The organism is Bacillus sp. S3, assembly GCF_005154805.1.
Classification (GTDB): Bacteria; Bacillota; Bacilli; order Bacillales; family Cytobacillaceae; genus Neobacillus.
The window spans coordinates 2,213,476-2,232,148 of record NZ_CP039727.1; the positions used below are offsets into that span (position 1 = coordinate 2,213,476).

Annotated in this window: 18 protein-coding genes and 2 riboswitches; all 18 genes read left to right on the forward strand. The window is 39.8% G+C overall.

The window, feature by feature from the left end; translation table 11 throughout:
- The first annotated feature begins 118 nt into the window (after positions 1-118).
- The 18 genes from FAY30_RS10590 (at position 119) to FAY30_RS10675 (ending at position 18,667) form a co-directional block, all read left to right on the forward strand.
- A complete protein-coding gene (locus FAY30_RS10590) occupies positions 119-319 on the forward strand; it encodes a cold-shock protein (RefSeq protein WP_149869847.1) in 201 nt (66 codons plus the stop codon).
- A 244-nt stretch (positions 320-563) separates the two neighbouring features.
- A complete protein-coding gene (gene katA, locus FAY30_RS10595) occupies positions 564-2,024 on the forward strand; it encodes a catalase KatA (protein WP_149869848.1) in 1,461 nt (486 codons plus the stop codon).
- Between the two features lie 116 nt (positions 2,025-2,140).
- Positions 2,141-2,527 carry a CBO0543 family protein gene (locus FAY30_RS10600; protein WP_149869849.1) on the forward strand — a complete coding sequence of 129 codons (387 nt, stop codon included), beginning with the start codon at positions 2,141-2,143 and terminating at the stop codon, positions 2,525-2,527.
- Between the two features lie 287 nt (positions 2,528-2,814).
- Positions 2,815-3,282, forward strand: coding sequence for a GyrI-like domain-containing protein (locus FAY30_RS10605; RefSeq protein ID WP_190284865.1), 468 nt, complete (start codon positions 2,815-2,817; stop codon positions 3,280-3,282).
- Between the two features lie 96 nt (positions 3,283-3,378).
- Positions 3,379-3,526, forward strand: a riboswitch (FMN riboswitch).
- Between the two features lie 130 nt (positions 3,527-3,656).
- Entirely contained in the window at positions 3,657-4,316 is a 660-nt protein-coding gene (gene ribE / locus FAY30_RS10610) for a riboflavin synthase (RefSeq protein ID WP_149869851.1), read from the forward strand.
- A gap of 43 nt (positions 4,317-4,359) precedes the next feature.
- Complete coding sequence (locus FAY30_RS10615; protein WP_149869852.1) at positions 4,360-5,553, forward strand: bifunctional 3,4-dihydroxy-2-butanone-4-phosphate synthase/GTP cyclohydrolase II; 1,194 nt, start codon at positions 4,360-4,362, stop codon at positions 5,551-5,553.
- Between the two features lie 39 nt (positions 5,554-5,592).
- The gene (gene ribE / locus FAY30_RS10620) at positions 5,593-6,060 is read left to right on the forward strand and encodes a 6,7-dimethyl-8-ribityllumazine synthase (protein WP_149869853.1); all 468 of its coding nucleotides are present in this window, start codon (positions 5,593-5,595) and stop codon (positions 6,058-6,060) included.
- A 231-nt stretch (positions 6,061-6,291) separates the two neighbouring features.
- On the forward strand, positions 6,292-7,500 hold the full coding sequence (locus FAY30_RS10625; RefSeq protein WP_149869854.1) for a M24 family metallopeptidase: 1,209 nt from the start codon (positions 6,292-6,294) through the stop codon (positions 7,498-7,500).
- A 357-nt stretch (positions 7,501-7,857) separates the two neighbouring features.
- Entirely contained in the window at positions 7,858-9,162 is a 1,305-nt protein-coding gene (locus FAY30_RS10630; protein ID WP_149869855.1) for an MFS transporter, read from the forward strand.
- 117 nt (positions 9,163-9,279) lie between these two features.
- Entirely contained in the window at positions 9,280-10,035 is a 756-nt protein-coding gene (locus tag FAY30_RS10635) for a sigma-70 family RNA polymerase sigma factor (protein WP_149869856.1), read from the forward strand.
- Positions 10,036-10,092: 57 nt separating this feature from the next.
- Positions 10,093-10,803: a FadR/GntR family transcriptional regulator gene (locus FAY30_RS10640; RefSeq protein WP_149869857.1), complete on the forward strand. Its 711-nt coding sequence runs from the start codon at positions 10,093-10,095 to the stop codon at positions 10,801-10,803.
- A 32-nt stretch (positions 10,804-10,835) separates the two neighbouring features.
- The gene (gene meaB / locus FAY30_RS10645; RefSeq protein WP_149869858.1) at positions 10,836-11,768 is read left to right on the forward strand and encodes a methylmalonyl Co-A mutase-associated GTPase MeaB; all 933 of its coding nucleotides are present in this window, start codon (positions 10,836-10,838) and stop codon (positions 11,766-11,768) included.
- A gap of 23 nt (positions 11,769-11,791) precedes the next feature.
- The gene (locus FAY30_RS10650; protein ID WP_149869859.1) at positions 11,792-13,501 is read left to right on the forward strand and encodes an acyl-CoA mutase large subunit family protein; all 1,710 of its coding nucleotides are present in this window, start codon (positions 11,792-11,794) and stop codon (positions 13,499-13,501) included.
- A gap of 40 nt (positions 13,502-13,541) precedes the next feature.
- Entirely contained in the window at positions 13,542-13,934 is a 393-nt protein-coding gene (locus FAY30_RS10655; RefSeq protein WP_149869860.1) for a cobalamin B12-binding domain-containing protein, read from the forward strand.
- 113 nt (positions 13,935-14,047) lie between these two features.
- A complete protein-coding gene (locus FAY30_RS10660) occupies positions 14,048-15,442 on the forward strand; it encodes a phenylacetate--CoA ligase family protein (protein ID WP_149869861.1) in 1,395 nt (464 codons plus the stop codon).
- Positions 15,443-15,504: 62 nt separating this feature from the next.
- Positions 15,505-16,242, forward strand: a complete 738-nt coding sequence (fabG, locus tag FAY30_RS10665; protein WP_149869862.1) for a 3-oxoacyl-ACP reductase FabG — start codon at positions 15,505-15,507, stop codon at positions 16,240-16,242.
- 67 nt (positions 16,243-16,309) lie between these two features.
- A riboswitch (cobalamin riboswitch) is annotated at positions 16,310-16,502 on the forward strand.
- A gap of 175 nt (positions 16,503-16,677) precedes the next feature.
- Positions 16,678-17,643 carry an ABC transporter substrate-binding protein gene (locus tag FAY30_RS10670; RefSeq protein WP_149869863.1) on the forward strand — a complete coding sequence of 322 codons (966 nt, stop codon included), beginning with the start codon at positions 16,678-16,680 and terminating at the stop codon, positions 17,641-17,643.
- On the forward strand, positions 17,609-18,667 hold the full coding sequence (locus tag FAY30_RS10675; protein ID WP_149869864.1) for a FecCD family ABC transporter permease: 1,059 nt from the start codon (positions 17,609-17,611) through the stop codon (positions 18,665-18,667). The genes FAY30_RS10670 and FAY30_RS10675 overlap by 35 nt, the downstream gene beginning before the upstream one ends.
- Positions 18,668-18,673: the final 6 nt, after the last annotated feature.

An 18,673-nucleotide genomic window follows, 5' to 3' on the forward strand; every position in this document is an offset into this window, starting at 1 on the left:
GAAATATAAATTTTAAGAAATAAATTTAGTATATGCTTGAATCATATTGGCAAAAATAATTGGGCAAGTATATTTTGCAAAATCATGTAATTGTTACATGCTAGGAGGCTACAAAGAAATGGAACATGGTAAAGTAAAATGGTTTAACGGTGAAAAAGGGTTTGGATTCATTGAGCGCGAAGGTGGAGATGACGTATTCGTTCATTTCTCAGCGATTCAAGGCGAAGGATATAAAACCCTGGATGAAGGTCAAGAGGTTACGTTTGAAATTGAAAATGGACAACGTGGACCACAAGCGGTAAACGTTCGCAAATCATAAGACCTGCCAATTAAAACAGACTCCGTTCAGGAGTTTGTTTTTTTTATGCTCAAAAATTTTTAGGACGTTATTTCTGATTTTAGGAATATCGTCCTTTCTTTTTTTATACCTATGTAATAGTGGGTACAGGTTATTCAGTTAACAATCAATATTAAATTAAAATTATTATAATTTAATATTGATTTTAATGAGATTTATATTATAATTTAGTTGAAGTTTTAAAAATAGTTTACGAGGTGATGAAATGAGTAATATCAACAAACATTTAACAACAGGAAACGGAGCCCCAGTTGGTGATAATCAAAATTCAATGACAGCGGGGTCAAGGGGCCCAACCTTAATCCAAGATGTTCATTTATTAGAAAAATTGGCGCACTTTAATCGTGAGCGTGTGCCGGAGCGGGTCGTGCACGCAAAAGGTGCCGGTGCACATGGATATTTCGAAGTGACGAATGATATGTCACAATATACAAAGGCAAAATTGTTTAATGGCGTTGGTAAACGCACTCCAATGTTTATTCGCTTCTCAACGGTTGCAGGGGAACTTGGATCGGCAGATACCGTCCGTGACCCACGCGGCTTTGCGGTAAAGTTCTATACGGAAGAAGGGAACTACGATTTAGTAGGTAACAACACACCAATATTCTTTATTCGTGATGCGATAAAGTTCCCTGATTTTATTCATACTCAAAAACGGGATCCAAAAACACATTTAAAGAATCCAACTGCTGTTTGGGATTTCTGGTCACTATCGCCTGAATCCTTGCATCAAGTTACTTATTTAATGGGTGATCGCGGCCTTCCGGCAACACTTCGGCATATGAACGGCTACGGCAGTCATACATTTAAATGGGTAAATGAAAATGGGGAAACTGTTTGGGTGAAGTATCATTTTAAAGCTGAACAAGGTGTCAAAAATATGTCACCTGATGTTGCTGCTAAATTAGCAGGTGATAATCCTGATTATCATACAGAAGATTTATTTAATGCCATCGAGAATGGAGATTTTCCGGCATGGAAGCTTCATGTGCAAATTATGCCATTCGAAGATGCTGAAACGTATCGTTTTGATCCATTTGATGTCACAAAGGTCTGGTCGCATAAGGATTACCCATTAATCGAGATAGGCCGAATGGTGCTTAACCGCAACCCTGAAAACTATTTTGCTGAGGTCGAGCAGGCAACCTTCTCACCTGGTACAATGGTACCTGGGGTCGAAGCATCACCGGATAAGATGCTTCAAGGTCGTATTTTTGCTTATGCCGATGCCCACCGTTACCGTGTAGGCACGAATCATAACCAGCTCCCGATTAACCGTCCAAAGGTTGAAGTGAATAATTATCAACGTGACGGCGCGATGCGTTCTGACAATAATGGCGGCGGTTCGGTTTACTATGAACCAAACAGCTTTGGCGGTCCGAAAGAAGCACCTGAACATAAACAAACTGCCTTTCAGGTTACAGGTGTTGCAGAGCAGGTTTCATATGACCAACACGATCATTACACACAAGCGGGCGACCTATACCGTCTAATGACAGAGGAAGAAAGGTCTCGATTGGTAGAGACAATCGTTGGAGCAATGAAGCCGGTTGAACGGGAGGATATTAAGCTGCGTCAAATTCAGCATTTCTACAAAGCAGACCCGGAATATGGCGAGCGAGTAGCCAAAGGTTTGAATTTGGCATTGCCACAAAAAGTGAAATAAGATTGTTTACGGCCGTTTGAGAATATCAAACGGTCTATTGGTTTTTCTTAAATTTGTAATAAATTTACAATTAATTGGAAAAAATACAGGTAAGAAGGATGTGAAGGAGCCTGCAAGTGAGTCTGAATGTTGTCTACGGCGCGGTTTTTATCATTTTAGCAATAAAATGGGGGGATTGGAAAAATTGGAAAGCCTATTATCCAACTTTCTTATTCTTAATGGTAGGGGATCTTGTTTATCAATTTATGTTTTTTAAGCACAGTATGTGGGAGTATGTTCCAATTGGCAGTGATACAAAATGGGCTAAACATACTCATATTGCCATCCTGATTATGTTAATTAAATATCCTGTTACAATTAGCATTTTTCTTGGGCATATGCCGAAGGACATGTGGAAAAAAATCCTGCATATTTTCTTTTGGACGATGATCTATACAATAAATGAATTTTCTGATTTAAAATTAGGGGCATTGGTCCATAAACATGGATGGAATTTGGGCTGATCCGCTTTATTTAGTTTTGTTATGTTTTCTGTACTGGCTGTCCATTATAAGTATCCGCTGCTGGCTTGGGTTTTTTCCGCTATTTTTGCAACCTTCTTATGGAATGTCTTTGATGTGCAGCAAAGTATTTTAAAATAACGTAAGATAGGTATACTAAACGTAAGATTGCCTTTTTTTTACAGTATAAAACTATTGAAGAATAAAAATTTAGTCGAATTTTATTAGCAGGAATTTAAGGGATATTATTAGAATAATAGAAATATGATTGTATTAAAGGGGGGATTTGCTTGGGTATCCAAGTGATAAAAAGAGAAGAAACAAAAGTGGTCGGTATTTCGTGGAACGGTACATACTCGGAAATGAGCACGATTCCAGAGCTTTTTACTAAAATGAGGGAACGTCTGAATGAGGTTTCACATCAGACGAGGGAACCTTTCTTAATCGCTCCATTTCATAGCAGGGAAACAGAATTCACGTATTACGTAACAAAGCCTGTTGAAAAACTTGACGAGATCCCGGAAGGTATGATTGGTTTTACGATTCCTGGTAAAAACTATGTTAACACGGTTCATAAAGGCAGTCTTGAGAATGTGTTGGAAACGTACAACCGATTGTTTGCCTGGATGGAGGAGTATGGTTATGAACGGGATCATTATGCATTATGTTTGGAAATTTTTAAGGAAGAGCATAAACTGCAAAATGGCTTAGACGATCTTCATTTTGAAATTTATGTACCTGTTAAAACCTATAAATAATAGGAATAGGTAATATGAAATGTGAACAAAATCAAATAAATGCAGTTTTCTTTACTGTTAAGAAGAATTGTACTAAGATGTAATCATATATTTAATAATTTCCTTCGGGGTCAGGTGAAATTCCTAACCGGCGGTGATGAAGCTTTTGCTTCTTAGTCCGTGACCCGTTTAACATGTATGGTAAACGGTGGATCTGGTGAAACTCCAGGGCCGACAGTTAAAGTCTGGATGGGAGAAGGAATACAAGGATTAAGGGTAGGGCGAAAAATATCTATCTTTAAGCCTCTATTTCCTATTGCCATTTTTTAAGACCCTAAAGAGACGATTTCTTTAGGGTCTTTATTATTCCTTTTTAAAGGAGAGAAAAAACTATTATGTTTACCGGGATCATTGAAGAAATTGGCGTGCTCTCGAATATCCAGCGGACTGGGGCATCGTTTGTTCTCACCATTGAAGCGAAAAAGATTCTTAAAGATGTTCATCTAGGAGACAGTATTGCCGTTAATGGGGTTTGCCTGACGGTTACTTCTTTTTCGGCTAAGCACTTCACTGTTGATGTGATGCCTGAAACCGTTAAAGCATCCAGTTTGCAAACTGTTAAACGGGGGTCACAGGTTAATTTAGAAAGAGCGATGGCAGCTGGCGGGAGATTTGGCGGTCACTTTGTTTCAGGACATATTGATGGAACAGGAATCATTAAACGGAAACAGGCATTGGAAAATGCGGTTTATTACGAAATTGAGGCGGTTCCTGAAATTTTACGATATGTCATTTTGAAGGGATCCGTTACGGTAGATGGGACAAGCCTGACTGTTTTCGAAGTAACAGAGAATAGCTTTACTATCTCTTTAATCCCACACACCATGTCGGAAACGATATTGGGGAAAAAGGGTTCAGGGGATATCGTTAACTTGGAATGCGATATGATTGGAAAATATGTAGGTCATTTTATCAACAACCTTACAGGTGAATCGCAGCAAAAAAGAAAATCTGGAATAACGGAAAAATTTTTAGAAGACAATGGATTTTATTAATGCGGGTTACTGGCAAATAAACCAATAAAAAGGAGTGATAGCGGTGTTTGATACCATTGATGATGCCTTGAATGATTTAAAGGATGGTAAGGTGGTTATTGTTTGCGATGACGAGGATCGCGAAAATGAAGGGGATTTTATCGCTCTAGCTGAAAAGACTACCCCGGAAGTGATTAATTTAATGGTGACACATGGCAGAGGACTAGTATGTGTTCCGATTGAAGAAGAATTAGCGCAAAAGTTAGATTTAATGCCGATGGTTTCGAATAACACGGATTCTCATGGGACAGCGTTTACCGTCACGATTGACCATAAATTTTCAACCACAGGGATTTCTGCATTTGAACGGTCAGCAACGATTTTAAGTTTACTGGATCCGGAGTCAAAAGCGGCAGATTTCAAACGGCCCGGACATGTATTTCCGCTCGTTGCCAAAAAGGGCGGGGTCCTAAGAAGAACAGGGCATACAGAAGCCGCTGTGGACCTTGCCAGATTATGCGATGCCAAACCGGCCGGTGTTATTTGTGAAATTATGAATGAGGACGGAACAATGGCACGGGTCCCACAGCTGCGAAAAATTGCCGACGAACTCAACATTAAAATGATTACCATTAAAGACTTGATTGAATATCGGAACAAAACAGAAAACCTGATTAAACGTGAAGTAGAAATCGATTTACCTACAGAATTCGGCACGTTTAAGGCGGTCGGATATTCGAACCTAGTTGATGGGAAAGAGCATGTGGCATTAGTAAAGGGGAAGATTAATCCTGAAACTCCAGTCTTAGTCAGAGTTCACTCAGAATGTCTGACTGGTGATGTATTCGGATCATACCGATGTGATTGCGGACCACAGCTGCATGCCGCATTAAATCAAATCAATCAAGCCGAAAATGGAGTTCTGTTATATATGCGCCAGGAAGGACGCGGCATTGGGCTGCTCAATAAATTAAGGGCATATAAACTGCAAGAAGAAGGCTACGATACCGTTGAAGCCAATGAAAAACTTGGCTTTGGCGCTGATTTAAGAGAATATGGCATCGGTGCACAAATTTTGAAGGACTTAGGGATTAAAAAAATGATGTTATTAACAAATAATCCCAGAAAAATAAAAGGCTTAAAAGGGTATGATCTGGAGGTAGTCGAACGGGTGCCTCTGCAAATGGAAATGCGTAAGGAAAATGCCAATTATTTAAAAACGAAACACGACAAACTAGGGCATTTGTTACAATATTAGAAAATGAACACGCAAAATTAAGCGGATGGAGTGATCAACATGGGAAATATTTTTGAAGGAAATTTAGTTGGCACAGGATTAAAAGTTGGAATTGTTGTTGGCAGGTTTAACGAATTTATTACCAGTAAGTTATTGGGCGGTGCACAGGATGCTCTTAAAAGACATGGCGTAAATGACGCCGACGTGGATATCGCCTGGGTACCGGGTGCGTTCGAAATACCGCTAATCGCGCAAAAAATGGCAAATAGTAAAAAGTATGATGCGGTCATTACGCTTGGAACAGTCATCAGAGGCTCAACACCTCATTTTGACTATGTTTGTAACGAAGCAGCCAAAGGCGTTTCTGCAACAGCGTTAGCTAGCGGGATTCCTATTAGTTTCGGAGTGCTGACAACTGAATCCATCGAACAGGCAATCGAACGAGCTGGAACAAAGGCAGGAAATAAAGGCTGGGATGCAGCTGTTTCCGCTATTGAAATGGCTAATTTATGTAGGAATATGGAGTAACAAAACATCCCAGTTGAAAAGGCATCACAATTTTTCGGAAAGAAAACTTTCTGAAAGAATGTGATGCCTTTTCTTTTAAAGAAATTTTATTGGTATATTTACTGTAAGAACATAGATGGTATAATTGATTGAAAAATGAAATAATTATGAATAGAATGATAAAAAGGAGGAGTTAAATCTCTTACCTATTTTTTTGTTTGTCAGACAAACACACATGGAAAGGATGTAGTTATGGTGACAACTTTGAATTCAAATAAGCTTCTCTATCAAAATCGAGTGAAAGAACTTCAAGGGAAATTAAAATTTCATAATGTGGCTGCTGCCCTTATTATGAATCCGAGAGATCTTTTTTATTATGCAGGAACTGCACAGCCCACAAATCTATGGATTTCAGATGAAGGAAATCCGATTCTTTTTACAAGAAGAGCACATGAAATGACCAAAAAGGCCACATGGATTGACCAAACATTTGAAGCAAATAGTTTTAAAGATATGATTTCCATGTTGGGTGAGTTAAATAGTATGCCTCCAATAGGTAGTAAGCTAGGAGTGCAAACCGATGTATTGCCAACGAATATCGGTTTAAGTTTGCAAAAGAATTTAAACGGATATGAATTTATCAATATATCGAAGATCATAATGCAGCAAAGGCTTATCAAGGATTCCTTTGAGGTTGAGAGCATTAGAAACTCTATTGATTTATGGAAGCAAGGCCACAAGGCAATCTTATCAACATTAAAAACAGGTATTACCGAATATGAGCTGGCAGCCAGTATGGAGTATGCGGCAAGGAAAAATGGCGGGGACGGAGTGGTTTGGTTTCGACGCTGGGATGGATGCTTGCCTGGCGGCGGCATCGTGACATCGGGTCCAAATGCCTGGGAAGTTTCTGGGCATGCGATGACAGTAACAGGGGTTGGCATGAGCGAAAGCTTACCATGGGGTGCCTCTAAACGGAAAATTGAAAATGGGGATCTTGTTGTAGTTGACTATGGCATTTGCAAGGAAGGTTATCATGCCGATATGGCTCGTACTTATTGTTTAGGGAAACCATCTGATAAACAAATGGATTTATGGAATAGGTTAGTGGAGCTGCATTTAAGTGTAATTGATAAAATAAGACCTGATGTAACGGGAGAAGAACTCTATTTATTTGCCGAACAATTAGCAAAAGAACAGGGCCTGCTTGAAAATTTTATGGGTACAGGAAATAGCCGGGGCAGCTATATTGGTCATTCCATTGGCTTAGAAATTGATGAAGATCCCGTTTTAGGATTAGGTTTTACACAGCCATTACCAGAAGGTGCGGTGATAACGATCGAACCAAAATTTATGATACCAGGTCTAGGTTCGGTCATGATTGAAGATGACATATTAATTACCAAATCAGGTTATGAAATTTTGAGTACACTCAATCGAGAATTATTTTATGTTGATTAAGGAATGTTGCTGGTGACTAAAAATTTAGAATATTCAGTTGACAAATAATATTGAACCCTTTAATATGTAGAGTATAAATGGTCGTTTGTCTGACAAACGGATTAACCTACATAATTTTATCCGCATCTATTCCCATCACGAATCCTGCATCGTTCATCAAGACACTTCAAAAAACAAACCTTTTTATGATTCCTAGATCATCGTTTGTCGGCGCTTTCAATAATTATCATTTTCACAACCAATTGTCAGCGCTTTCAATATTTTTTAGTAAAGGAGGGAAATAGAACCATAAATTAAAAGAATAGTAGATTATTAAGAAGGCAAAGGATAATTGAATAAAGGAGATGGTACTTTTTTATGACAAGACCACTGTCAGGAAATACAGAGGTTAAAGTTCCTGGTCCGAAAATAAATAGGAAGATCAAGGCACGTTGGATTGTCATGTTTTTTATCTTTTTAAGCACAGTCCTTGCCTATACTGATCGCTCTAATATTTCAATTGTTGCCGTCACGATGATGGAGCAATTTGGCTGGAACGAACAACAATTTGGACTTCTTGCATCAGCCTTTTTTGTCGGCTATATTTTGCTGGGAATTCCGGCAGGGTGGATGTCGGACAAATGGGGCGGAGTCAAATTCCTTGCGATTGGGGTAGCACTTTGGTCAGTATTTACGATTCTTACACCTCTAGCCTGGAGTTTTGCATCCATCTTGGTTATTCGATTTTTACTCGGCGTGGGGGAAGCTGTCAATTTCCCATCCCATACCTCAGTCGTTTCCAAATGGTCGCCGATTCATTCAAGAGGACGCTGGCAGGGTCTCAATATGTCAGGGATGGCAATTGGAGTCATGATTACCGCACCGATTACTACATGGTTAACAACAAAATTTAATTGGCATGCATCCTTTTACTTTTTTGGTGCTTTAGGAATTATTTGGGCGATTATTTGGATGAAAATTGCCACCGATAATCCAAAAGACCATCCATTTATCACTCCTGAAGAATTAGAAGAGATGAAGGAAGACAGTCCGGCTAAAGAAACGAAGGATGTCAAAATACCATGGTCAAAACTATTTCGTGTAAAAGAAGTCTGGGGAATTACCTTGATCTATTTCTTTCAAAATTACAATTGGTACTTATATCTGACCTGGCTGCCGGCCTATTTCATGAAGGAAAGAGGCTTTACGATGCTGAAGGTGGGCATATATGGTGCGCTCCCATGGTTAGGCGCATTTATAGCGATGAACGTGGCCGGACTCTTATCTGATCGTTTGTCAAAAAAATATTCTCTTACACAATCAAGAAGAATCCCTATGTATATCTCCTTCTTAGGAACAGCTATTTTTATGGCATTAGGTGCCTATACACCGAATGAATGGGCTGCACTTGCGTATATTACTCTATCAGTAACATGCTTAGGGATTAACTTTACGATGTTTTGGACCTTGCCAATCGATATTGGCCCGAAAACAGCAGGAACTTTATCCGGTATCATGAATACTTCCGGAACAGTCGCAGGCATCATTGCCCCTGCATTAACAGGATTTTTAATTGTTTCTTTAGGATCCTGGCAATATGTTTTATTTTTAGGTGCGGCACTTGCCTTAATTGGTGCCATCTTAACACGTTTCATGGTCTCCGCAAACCAAGTGTTAGATTAAAAGTATAGCAGTTGGTTGGTCAAGAATCATGACAAGTACCGCTCCCCCTTTCATATTATCATAGTGGCGGGAAAATTTAAATTCTTGACCAACTTTTTACAAATAGGAGAGAAAATTATGTTTTTGCTAAATAAAAATATGTTGTCCTATGCAAAAGAAGATAAAAATTTCTTAAATGAATTCATACAGTCTGATGAAGCGAACAAGTTTGTAAAGTATGTCATAAAGGATTATACAAAGTCCCCAGCGAAATTTATGGCTGTTAATAAAGTGGAATGGGAAGATTTGCTGCAATCCGCCTATATTGGTCTTTTTAATGCAATCCGAAAGATGGATTTATCGCTTACTCCGAATGAATGGGTAAGCTATACCTACTTGTCTATTCAGGGGGAATTAAGAAATTATTCACGATCGAATAATTCAAACATGATCGTGATTCCGCAGCGGATTCGTGAGCTGTATCCAAAATATAAAAGCTTTCATAGTGATTATTGGATCAGCCATCAAACTGACCCGTCCATTTCAGAAACGATGAAACACTTTGACATTAGCAAGGACGATGCCTTTGCCCTTGTTTATGGGATGCAGGAATTAATTTATCAAGAATACAAAAAAAATCGCAGCAACTGGGAAAATGAACCATTCTTACAGTTAAGAACAAAAGCTCAAAGTGTAGAGGATCAGGCAATTAATAATATTTTGGTGAACATGTACATGGATTACTTGAATGAAAAACAACGTAAAGTCATCTATCTTCATTATTTTAGAGGATACAGTAAGACGGAGATTTCCAAGATGATCGGCTGTTCTCAGGCTATGGTACACAAACATCTCATGAATGCATTCCATCACATAAGAAAATGTTGTTCGTAAGTTTACTCCCTTTGTCTGACAATCCGACAATACATAAAAAAGGAGAGAGGGATCTGTATGTTTACTGTTATTAATAAAAAGAAAAAGTTTGAAGAAGTGTTAGATCAAATTAAGAAACTGTTAATTACAAAAAAGCTGAAAATCGGTCAGAAGCTGCCTAACGAAATTGAGCTTTCTGAATCGATGGGAATCAGCCGTTCCTCACTCAGAGAAGCGTTTAAGGTTTTGAGTGTTTTAGGGATCATCGAGGGAAAATCGGGTGAAGGAACGATTATTAAGCAGGCTGACCCGGAAAACCTAAAAAATATCATGTCATTAGTTGCCATTTCAAAGGGGCTAAATACGAATGAATTGTTTGAAGTTCGTACCATTTTGGAAATGGGAGCGGTTAAATTTACTGCTGAAAGAAGAAATGAAACGGATCTACAAAGAATCGAAACCATTTTGAAAGAGATGGATCAATTAAGTTACGAGGACGAAGAAGAACAGGCTAAATATGACTTTCTGTTCCATCAATCCATTGTGTCTGCCTCGCAAAATAAAATGCTGCAAATTTTGGTTGAGGTGATTTCAGATTTGCTAGGTGAACAAATCAAAACAACTAGAAGTGAATTATCAAGGTCACCGGAGATATTGAAACGTTTCCAGGAAGAGCATTGGTTAATCTACAAGGCAATTGTGAAAAAGGATTCTGGGGAAGCACAGCGAGTCATTTCTTCGCATTTAACTCGTGCACAAGCTGATATTATTCAAAAAAAGATTGAATAGTCCAATTCTAAATAAGGAGGGCTACTAGGAAAATGCCAAAATGGCTAGAGAAGAAAGACAATCTCACATTAGGGAAAATACTGAAGGAAGTAGAAAATCAAACTGGGCAAAGCACAGAAATACTTAAATCCTGCTACTCCATTGAAAGTAAGGCCCATATTGTTGGGATTACTGGTCCCCCTGGTGCTGGGAAAAGTACATTAGTCAGTAAACTTTGTAAACAATATGCTGCGCAAGGCTTAAAGATTGCTGTGGTTTGCGTGGATCCAACCAGTCCATTTACAAATGGAGCCCTGTTAGGAGATCGAATAAGAATGCAAGAACTTGCCAAACTTCCGAATGTATTTATTAAAAGCCTTGCAACAAGAGGAAATCTTGGTGGGTTAGCTGCTTCAACGGCTGATATTGTCCAGGTCTTTGGTGCATTTGATATGGACCTCATATTAATTGAAACAGTAGGAGTAGGGCAGATAGAGTTTGATGTTTTGGAAGTCTCTGACACTGTCATCCTCGTAAATGTTCCGGGTTTGGGGGATTCCTTACAGACATTAAAAGCCGGGATTATGGAGATTGCTGATATGTTTGTCATCAACCAAGCGGATCGGCCAGGGGCTGATGAAAGTGTGAAAGATTTAAAATTAATGGTAAGGGAATCTGCCAGAAAGGATTGGGATTTACCGATCCTTAAAACGGTAGCAACGAGAGAAGAAGGGATAAATGAATTAGTAGAGCAAATTTATCATCACCAATCCTTCTTGCTGCGTTCAGGCTCATGGAAAGAGAAGCGGCAAACAAGAAATCTAACAAGATTAAATCAAATGGTTTTACATTTGCTAACGACAAAAGTTGATGAACTGACTCAAACAGATGAATTCATCAAGAGCCAGATTCAGAATGTAAGAAGGGGAAATATTGATCCTTTCACGGTTTCACATAAGATTGTCAATCAATTAATCTCAAAATAAAACATTTCTATTTGGAGGTAGCTATGGCAAACAATACGACGGATATAAACCAAAAAAAACTTTTTGATCAAGAGGTCATTCAGGAAATTGAAGCTCAAAAAGAGCGCTGGCAAGAGAATACGGTAAAAGGAAAAGATGGGGAAGGGAACTATTATTCTGATTCTGGGATTCCTATTAATCTACTCTATACTCCCGAGGATATTAAAGATATCGATTACCTGAAGGATATTGGTTTTTCAGGAGAGGCACCATATGTTCGCGGTGTCTATCCAAATATGTACCGTGGAAGGCTGTTTACGGTAAGGCAAATTGCCGGCTTTGGAACACCCGAGGATACGAATGAACGCTTTAAATTCTTATTAAAAAATGGTGCTACAGGAACGAGTGTTGTGTTGGATCTTCCAACCATCCGCGGCTATGATTCAGATGATCCGGAAGCTGAGGGCCATGTTGGTGCTGCTGGGGTTGCGATAGACTCCATTGAGGATATTGAAGCGTTGTATGAGGGAATTCCTATTGATGAAATTTCGAGCAATATCGTCACCCATCTCCCAAGCACAACAGTCGTATTAATGGCAATGTTTGCGGCAATGGCGGAAAAGAAGGGAATCCCCTTAGAGAAACTTTCCGGAACCAATCAAAATGACTTCTTAATGGAAACAGCCATCGGGAGTTCGCTCGAAGTTCTGCCGCCGAAAGCTTCCTTCCGATTACAATGTGATGCCATCGAATATGCAAGTAAAAACCTGCCGAGATGGAATCCGGTCAGCTACAATGGCTACAATTTACGAGAGGCCGGAACAACTGCGGTTCAAGAAGTTGCCTGTGCCATAGCCAATGCCATTGCGACTTCGGAAGAGTTAATCAGAAGAGGAAATAAGATTGATGATTTTGCCAAACGGTTATCATTTTTCTGGAATCTATTTAATGATTTCTTTGAGGAAATTGCTAAATGCCGTGCTTCCAGGCTTGTATGGCATGAAGTGATGAAGGATCGATTTAATGCGCAGCACCCGAAATCCCATCTAATGCGATTCCATGTTCAGACAGCAGGAATTACCTTGACAAAGGTTGAACCGCTCAATAATATTGCCCGGTCTGCGATTCAAGGACTTGCTGCTGTATTAGGCGGTGCCCAGTCCTTACATGTTGACTCCTATGATGAGGCATATTCCGCTCCTACAGAGGAATCTGCCCTTATTTCAATAAGAACGCAACAGATTATCCAAGCAGAAACGAATGTGGTCAATACCGTAGATCCGCTGGCTGGTTCTTATTTTGTAGAAAAATTAACACAAGAAATGGCCCAGCGTATTCGCGATTATATTGCTGAGATCGAATCAAGGGGAGGCTTGGTTTCAGTTGTGGAAACAGGCTGGCTGCACCGTGAAATCTCTAATTTTGCCTATGAAATGCAGAAGGATATCGAGAGTGGCAAGCATAAAATAGTCGGGTTGAATTACTTCCCTACAGAACAAAGCAAAACAAAAGTAGAAGTGTTTAGGTACCCTGAATCAGCCGAGAAACGCCAAAAAGAAAAATTAGAAAAACTCCGTCAAAAAAGAGATCAAGAAAAAGTCGAGCATGCATTGAATGTACTGCGACAAAAATGCCATGAGGATGTAAATCTCATGCCATATATTAAGGCAGCTGTGATCGAATATGCTACTTTAGGGGAAATCGAAGAGGTGTTTCGCGAGGAATTTGGATTATGGCAGTTCCCATTAGCTTAAGTGCTCAGGTCAATCACAAAAGTAAAAGGAGGATTTCTATATGCAAATAAAAGTGGTAATGGCGAAATTAGGTTTGGATATCCATTGGCGCGGTGCGTTAGTCGTTTCTAGAATGCTGCGGGATGAGGGAATGGAAGTGGTGTATTTAGGCAACCAATTTCCTGAACAAATCGTTGATGCGGCGATTCAGGAAGGTGCAGATGTAATAGGATTGAGTACTCTCGGTGGAAACCATTTGACATTAGGACCAAAGGTTGTCCAAATAGCCAAAGAAAAGGGTGTTGATTCCTTAGTAATAATGGGTGGTGTCATTCCAGAAGACGATATTCCATTACTGAAAGATGCTGGTGTTGCAGAAGTATTTGGTCCTGAAACAAGAATTGAAAGTATTGCCGATTTTATCCGATTCAACGTAAAGCACGGCGTTTCCTAAGAATGGAAGGTGGTGAGACTATTCCTCACCACCTTTGGCAGCCAAGAATTTTATTTAGCTATTAAATTTTGAAGTTACGGAAGTCAAATTAAACGTAAAGGGTGAACAATAAAATGCAAAAAACTGCTCTACTGCAGCAATGGCCGCCAAAATATGATACTCAATATATCCCGGATGTGAATGAAAAATTTTGGTATAGAGACATAGAAACCGCTTCGAAAGAGGAACTTGATGAGTTGGTGTTTTATAAATTAAAAAATGTGATGGAGTATGCTTTAAAACATTCAGATTTCTACAAACGAAAGTGGAGTAAAGTAGATTTTCATCCAGATGATATTAAGAGTTTAAAAGAATTTGACCAAGTTCCAATTACGACAAAGGCAGAAGTACGACAAGATTTGCTGGAGAATCAGCCGTTTGGTTCAAATGTTTGTATTCCTTTTTCGGAAGTACATCGGATTCAAGGAACTTCAGGAACAACTGGAAAACCCACTGTCTTTTCCTTTGGCAAGGATGATTGGGAAAGGATTGCCCATCAGCATGCCCGGATTATGTGGAGCTTTGGAATGAGACCAAGTGACTTAGTGTTTATTGCCTCACCACTTAGTCTCTATATCGGAAGCTGGGGAGCTTTAATTGGTGCTGAAAGGCTTGGGGCAAAAACTTTTCCGTTTGGTGCAGGGCAAGCAGGGCAAACAGAGAAAGCTGTATCATGGCTAAGGGAAGTAAAGCCGACTGTGTTTTATGGCACACCTTCCTATGCCTTGTATCTAGCAGAAAAGGCTAAAGAGGCAGGGGTGGACCCTAAAGAATTTGGTTTTAGAATCTTGTTCTTTTCAGGCGAACCTGGAGCAGGAGTTGCCTCGACGAAGAAAAAAATCGAAGAAACCTTTGGCGCGATCTGTATAGACTCCGGGACAATGGCAGAAGTAACGCCATGGATGAGCAATACAGAGTGTGAGCATCGTAAAGGGGTTCATTTATGGCAGGATGTCGTCTATACAGAAGTAGTTGATCAACAGAGCAAAAAACTAGTTCCCTATGGGGAAGAAGGAGTACCCGTATATACTCCATTGGAAAGAACCTCGCAGCCTTTAATCCGCTATTGGTCCGGAGATCTAACGACCTGGACAGATGAGCCTTGTCCTTGTGGGCGTGTCTACCCAAGGTTACCGAAAGGAATTTATGGCCGAATTGATGATATGGTCACCGTACGTGGTGTGAATGTTTATGCAAGTCTATTAGAAAATGTGATTAGGAGAATTGACGGCCTTGGGGAAGAGTTTGTCATGATTGTAACCCGTGAAAATATTATGGATGACGTCACCATTCAGTGTGAGACCGCAGGAACGAGAAGCAACCAAGACCTGATAGAGCAGCTGTCGAAAGAGCTTAAGCGTGAAGTAGGAGTAACATTTAATATAGAATTGTTCCCTATTGGAACATTGGAACGAACTCAATTCAAAGCGAAGCGAGTAATTGACAAGCGTAATTTTAAAGAATCATAAGGTTTTAATAGAATTGTTGACAAATTACTGCTATTTTTCAAATGAACCATTAGGAGGCCATAATGAAACTCGAAGGAAAAGTTGCTATTATTACGGGTGGAGCAAATGGGATTGGCAAAATTACGGCTAAGAAATTTTTGCAAGAAGGTGCCGCTGTTGTCATCAGTGATGTGAATCCAGATGCGGGACTAACAGCAGCCAAGGAACTTGAAGAATATGGTTCGATTGCATTTATTCAATGTAATGTGACAGACTCTAAACAAATCCATTCGATGGTAAATGAAACGATCGATCGGTATGGAAAAATTGATATTTTAGTGAATAATGCTGGAATTACGATTGATGGATTGCTGACAAAAATGGATGAAGAATCATGGGAAAAGGTGATTTCCGTCAATTTATCCGGTGTGTTTAAATGTACAAAGGAAGTAGTTCCAAAGATGATAGAACAGGGATCGGGTGTGATTCTGAACGCATCCTCGGTAGTTGGAATTCACGGCAACATCGGTCAAACGAATTATGCAGCCACAAAGGCTGGTGTAATAGGCTTAACGAAAAGCTGGGCGAAAGAAATGGGACCAAAAGGCATAAGAGTGAATGCCGTTGCCCCCGGATTCATTGTCACTGACATGACGGCAAAAGTACCGGAAAAGATACTAGATCTAATGGAAAGTAAAACACCTTTACGCAGGTTGGGAAAACCTGAAGATATTGCCTCTGCCTATCTGTTTCTAGCTTCAGACGATGCGGGGTATATTAATGGAACTATCTTAAGTGTAGATGGCGGCCTTGTCGTTTAGAGAATCAACACTGTCAAACAAACTTATATACAAATAATATAATTTATATCATAATGAAGTTAACAAAAAATGAATAATGGAAATAGGTGCTAGTGAGTCAGTAACGACTTTTAGCTTAAAAGGGAAGTTGGTGAAAAACCAACGCGGTCCCGCCACTGTAAATGGGAGCAGCCTATATTTTGTCACTGTCTATTTGGATGGGAAGACATAGGATGCGATGATCATGAGCCAGGAAACCTGCCTAATTCTTGTGCGCCAATAAACCTACGAGGATAGGGAGGTGTTGAGGCTAGTGCCCTATTACTTTTTACGAGTAATGGAAATCTAATCGTACCCAACATCTTCATTAATATGGAGATGTTTTTTTATTGCCACAAGCAGAACTTCTTTTTTGTTGCTTACATAATAACTACACAGAAAGCAGGGAGAAGAAACATGAAGAAATGGTATTCACTATTGTTCGTCGTACTTTTAACATTAGGGGTCTTAGCAGGATGCGGGGAAAAGCAAGAGCAAGTTAAAGAGGACAAAACCGCGGGTGTTGAGAATAAAACAGAAGCAGCATTCCCAGTAACGATAAAGGATGCTGTAGGCAATGAAGTTGTCTTAGAAAAGAAGCCTGAAAAAATTGTCTCTTTGATCCCAAGTAATACAGAAATCGCCTACGCGTTAGGTGCTGAGAAAGAAATTGTCGGTGTTTCTGATTTTGATAATTATCCTGAAGAGGTAACGAAAAAAGAGAAAATTGGCGGTATGGAAGTGAATCTTGAAAAAATAATCTCTTTACAGCCTAATTTAGTATTAGCCCATGCCTCTACTGCACATAATTCGGAAGCTGGCCTACAGCAATTAAAAGATGCCGGAATAGCCGTTCTTGTTGTGAATGATGCACAAAATTTTGACCAAGTGTTTGATTCAATCAGTATGATTGGTAAAGCGACTGGAGAAACGAAGAAGGCGGACGAGCTTATACAAGGGATGAAGGACAAAATAGCGGATATTAAGGAAAAAGCAAAGAACATAAAAGAAAAGAAAACTGTCTTTATTGAAGTATCACCCGCTCCAGATATTTTTACAACTGGGAAAAATACGTTTATGAATGAAATGTTAACCATGATTAATGCCGAGAACCTCGCAAACGATCAAGAGGGCTGGATCAAGCTTGATCAAGAAGAAATCATTAAACGAAATCCGGATGTAATCATCACTACATATGGCGGCTATGAAGAGACAAAACCAGCTGAGCAAGTGTTAAGCAGAAAAGGCTGGGAAAATGTCAACGCCGTAAAAAATAAGCAAGTAATCGACGTAGATTCTGATCGAGTGACACGCTCAGGCCCTAGAATCGTTGAAGGAGTAGAAGATCTTGCGAAGGCTATTTATCCAGAAGTTTTTAAATAATAAATATGTAGCTTTTGCACTGGCAGGGATTTTCCTGTTAATTTCCGTACTGCTAGGAATCGCCATCGGAACTGTATCAGTTCCGATGGGGACGATTATTCACATTATTATAGCTAAGCTATTTGGATTACCATCACTTGACACAATCGACGCGATGCATACGAGTATTGTGTTGAATATTCGCCTGCCAAGGGTGATATTAGCGGGTCTTGTGGGGGCGTCCCTTGCCATTGCGGGGGCGGCATTTCAAGGGCTGTTAAGGAATCCGTTAGCAGATCCGTATACATTAGGGGTCTCATCCGGCGCTTCCGTCGGTGCCGTTCTGACGCTGTTCTTTCATCTATCTATCCCATTTATCGGGATATTCACCTTGCCATTACTCAGTATCCTATTTTCTTTTTTGACCATTTTCCTCGTTCTTGCTTTTGCCAGGAAAATTGAACGGTCCATGAGAGTAGAAACGATAATTTTAACAGGAATTATTTTTAGCTCCTTTTTAGGTGCATTTATTTCTCTTTTGATTGCACTAACCGGAGATGAGTTACGGCAAATTATTAGCTGGCTCTTAGGAAGTGTATCGATGAGAGGCTGGGAATACATAAAAATTATTTTACCGTTTTTTGTTATTGGGTCGGCCATCCTGATGCTTAATGCAAAGGAATTAAATGCGATGTCGTTTGGGGAAGAACGGGCACACCACCTTGGGGTCAATGTTCAAAAAAGGAAGCTCATCATTTTATCAGCCGGTTCAATTTTAACAGGAGCTGCAGTTGCCGTTTCCGGAACGATTGGATTTGTTGGGCTGGTCATTCCCCATCTTTCAAGAATCTTGTGGGGGCCAGACCACCGTTACCTCCTTCCCTTATCGATTCTGACAGGAAGTGGGTTCTTAATTTTAGCCGACCTTCTGTCGCGGACCATTATTTCACCTACTGAATTACCAATTGGGGTGATAACGGCTTTAATTGGGGCACCGGTATTTGCGGTGATCCTGCTGCAGAGAAAAAGGATGGAAAGAAGTTGATAGAAA